Below are 4,022 nucleotides of genomic sequence, written 5' to 3' on the forward strand. Positions count from 1 at the left end.
CTAAATAGCTGCGCCTAATACCGCTACACTTTTGCCTGACCATGTTTTCCTCCGGGGAATGGGCTGGCGGTTTCCATAAAATGGCGGACCTTTTTCAGTAACTGCCACATTGAGCGGCACTGATGATTACGGGTTATCGTGTCATGAAGTGCCTGCCATAGCCGTTCCACATGATTCACCCACGGCGAGTAAACCGGCTGGTAAATTACCCTGAACTTGGGATTTGCTTTCAACCAGCGCTGTGTTTCGCGGCTTTTATGGATAATGTAGTTATCAACGATCAGCGTGATTGTTTTCGCCCGCCGGTAAGTGGCTTTCAGGTGCTTCAGCAGAGCGATAAACAGCGCTGAACTTTTGCTGTTGCCGCCCACGTAGCTGACTTTACCCGTGCCACTGTGCAGTGCGCCGGCCAAATAGTATTTTTCGTTCTGCCCCGGCGTCACTACCCGTTTCTGCTGTCCGCGCAACTGCCAGTCCGCACCGATTTTAGGATTAAGGTGGATATCCACTTCATCTTCATAAAATACCGGATGCTCTGCGCTGCATTCATCCAGCGCTTTGTGGATTACCGCCATCTTTTCATCTTTATGTGGGTCACGGATACGCAGAGTTGGCGCGGCCCTGCGCCATACAAGCCCCGCAGATGGCAACCAGCGGCGAACGGTTCCTGCATGTAACTGGCAACCGGTTATCTCATTGATTTTTATTGCCAGTAATTCGGTGCTCCAGCGTGAACGTTGATAACCAAAATCGCCGGGAGAATGCTTTATCAGCTCACGTAACAGGGTGCAGATATGTTCAAAAGGCCAGCGTCGGGAGCGCCCTGCGGGTAAGGATTTCAGGCCTTCAATACCTGAGTGCGTAAACCAGTTAATCCAGCGACCAACGGATGAACGGGCACAACAGAGAGTTCTGGCAACATCGCTGACCCGTTCACCCCGATGAAGCATCAGCATGGCCGTGAGTCTGCGGGCATGATTTTTATCACGCGTTTTATGAATAGCTTTCTGCATCAGGCGTCGTTCGCCACGGGGTATTGGTACTATGATCGGCATCGCTCAGTCCGGTTGGTGATTTTGGTTGGTTTGGCGATTGATCAGATCGCACAATCCGGGCTGAGTTCCCTTTCAGTGATCTACTATTCCGCGCAGCTATTTAGCTCAAGCAAACCGCTCCTTAGCCCTTAATGAAGAATGGAGGTATTGGTATAAATAGGTGAATATCGGAATATCTCCAACAGGGAAAGGGACGTTTTTAGGGGATAACTATATTATCACCTAGTGGCCGTAAGAATATGCGCAGAGAGAACATATTTCACAACAGCCACCTTAGTTTTATGAAAAATCATAAACCGTAGGAATATTTAAACGCATTTAAACGTCAGGCGAGCAACGCCATTAACAAGTAAGTGTGTATCAATATCAGTTCTGACTTCTTTCATAGATTTATTTTGTACCCTACAGAAATCAGAAGCCTTTTTTGTTGCAGTGCCAATAGCGCCTCGTATACGACCTGCAGCAGGAGCAGCTTCTACCTCAGTGAGGTAGTTCCCATTATCCAGTTTTTTGACATCGGACTGATATGTCAGACCCAGGCCTTGAAACTGTGTTTTATCATTTTGCACAGAGCAACCGCTTAGAAAAGTACCAATTAAAATGGTGGTGGCAATTACTAATGTTTTCATGTAAAGAACAATCCTTATGTATTTGGTTAGTCTCTATTCTACAAACTGAAATACAACATAAATTAAACCAATTGCTATTTATAGATTTGCATACAGCTATCGTATTGAATATTTAGAGAAATAAATCACACTAACCGAAAAACAAGAACGTCAGGTGATCTGTTCCATATGATTCAGAACACATCGATGTAAACATGGATTGAATCGCCACGGATAATCTAGACACTTCCGAGCCGTTGATAATACTGGTTTTCATATTCTGTCGGTGACATCTGATCGCTGGAACCATGCCGACGCTTACTGTTATAAAACATTTCGATGTAATCAAAAATATCGCTGCGGGCTTCTTCCCGCGTTCCGTAGATCTTTTTCTTTATCCGTTCGCGTTTCAGCAACTGGAAAAAGCTTTCTGCAACCGCATTATCATGGCAGTTACCGCGACGGCTCATGCTGCCCTCCAGACCGTGTGATTTCAGGAACGACTGCCACTCATGGCTTGTGTACTGACTGCCCTGATCCGAATGAACCAGCACCTGTTTTTGGGGATTACGCCGCCATACAGCCATTAGCAGAGCGTTCAGGACAATGTCCTTTGTCATCCGGGATTGCATGGACCAGCCGATAATTTTGCGTGAGAACAGATCAACAACCACGGCAAGATACAGCCAGCCTTCGTGGGTCCTGATGTAGGTTATGTCTGTTACCCAACGCTCATCCGGAGCATCCGGATTGAACTGTCGCTGGAGCCTGTTGGGCGACACGATACTGGCCTCGCCTTTACGTGCCCGCGGGCTCCGGTATCCGACCTGAGCCTTTATCCCGACACGTTTCATCAGTCGCCAGACTCTGTTCACTCCGCACTGTTGCCCGCTGTCCCGCAGATCCAGATGGATTTTGCGATAACCATAGACGCATCCCGATTCCAGCCAGAACTGTTTGATCTGCCCTGTCAGTCTCAGGTCTGCCTGGTGGCATTGTGAATGCGGCTGCTGAAGCCAGGCGTAAAAACCACTGGGATGTACATCCAGCACCCGACAGAGCAGGCGAACAGGCCAGCAACAGGTGTTGTCACGGATAAAGGCGTACCTCAGTCGGACAGCTTTGCGAAGTACGCCGCTGTAGATTCAATCTGTCAACGCAACACCCCTTTCAATTATCTCTTTAGGTGTTTTGAACTTCAGTGTCTTTCTCGGTCTGTTGTTTAGCTGAGCTGCAACCTGATCCAGCTCATATTGAGTATATTGGGCAAGGCATGTCTTTTTGGGAAAGTACTGTCGGATTAGCCCATTAGTGTTTTCGTTTGTTCCCCGCTGCCAGGGGCTCTGAGGATCGCAGAAGTAAACTTTAACTCCTGTGCTGCCAGTAAATTCCAGATGTCTGGCCAGCTCCATTCCTCTGTCCCATGTCAGTGATCGCCGGAGTTCAGGTGGTAAGCTCAGGAATTTATCTGTAAGAGCCTGATTCACTGATAAAGCGTCTTTGCCCCTGAGTCTCAGGATGATCGTATAACGTGATTTTCGGTCTACAAGTGTGGCTATATGGGAGTTTTTTGTACCCGAGACTAAATCGCCTTCCCAGTGTCCCAGAGAGCGTCTGTTATCGATATGCCGGGAACGTTCGTGGATTGGCGTTCCGTTCACTATGTTGATAGTGCCTCTTTCACCTTTGCGAGTATGGCGCCTGCCATGACGGAGGCTGTGCGATCGGCGCAGGTGCTGTACGTTCAGGTGGTGTAGCGCTTCACGACTACGAAAGTAAAGCGTCTTATAAATTGTCTCAGGTGATATTCGTAGTGTTTTTTGACGCGGCTTCGTTCGCCTTAACCATCCTGATATTTGCTCTGGGGACCACTTCATCTCAAGCTTTTCCAGAACAAGCTCTCGCAACGGCATATTCTGATCCAGTAAGCACGGTTTTGGTCTTTTAGCCATCCTGTTGGCCCGGTTATTCGCATCAACGGCTTTGTAATAGCGCCTACCACGATTACGCTGAACTTCACGTGAGATTGTTGAAGGGCTACGATTCAGCATTGTAGCGATGGCTCGAATGCTCATTTTAGCTGACAGACCGGCTCGTATTTCCTCGCGCTCAGACAGCGTCAGGTGAGCAACAGCTCGCTTGCGCTCATTGGGTTTTATGCCGCCAGTATCTCTTAACATCGTGAAGATGGTCCCTGGTTTCGAACCCAGGATATTAGCTATCTCACTGAAGCCTTTTCCGTTCTTCCACAGTTCAAAAACAGATGTTTTTTCCTTTGCTGTAAATGTTCGTCTCATTCAACAATCCTCCGCAACTACATGTTTTCACATGACTGTTGCGTTGACCAATTGAATCTACA

3 protein-coding genes and 1 pseudogene are annotated in these 4,022 nt (G+C 47.9%); all 4 read right to left on the reverse strand.

Annotated elements, in window-relative coordinates; all coding sequences use genetic code 11:
- Positions 1–23: 23 nt before the first annotated feature.
- Entirely contained in the window at positions 24–1,055 is a 1,032-nt protein-coding gene (locus OGX92_RS13410; protein WP_001395480.1) for an IS630-like element ISEc33 family transposase, read from the reverse strand.
- Between the two features lie 308 nt (positions 1,056–1,363).
- Positions 1,364–1,684 carry a lipoprotein YegR gene (yegR, locus tag OGX92_RS13415; RefSeq protein WP_004197483.1) on the reverse strand — a complete coding sequence of 107 codons (321 nt, stop codon included), beginning with the start codon at positions 1,682–1,684 and terminating at the stop codon, positions 1,364–1,366.
- A 218-nt stretch (positions 1,685–1,902) separates the two neighbouring features.
- Positions 1,903–2,796: pseudogene (locus tag OGX92_RS13420) on the reverse strand (IS3 family transposase); the annotation flags it as partial.
- A 12-nt stretch (positions 2,797–2,808) separates the two neighbouring features.
- Positions 2,809–3,960 (reverse strand): IS30-like element IS30H family transposase, encoded by a 1,152-nt coding sequence (locus OGX92_RS13425; RefSeq protein ID WP_001254955.1) that lies wholly within the window; start codon positions 3,958–3,960, stop codon positions 2,809–2,811.
- Positions 3,961–4,022: the final 62 nt, after the last annotated feature.

The organism is Citrobacter sp. Cpo089, from assembly GCF_030332695.1.
GTDB classification, from domain to species: Bacteria; Pseudomonadota; Gammaproteobacteria; order Enterobacterales; family Enterobacteriaceae; genus Citrobacter; species Citrobacter portucalensis.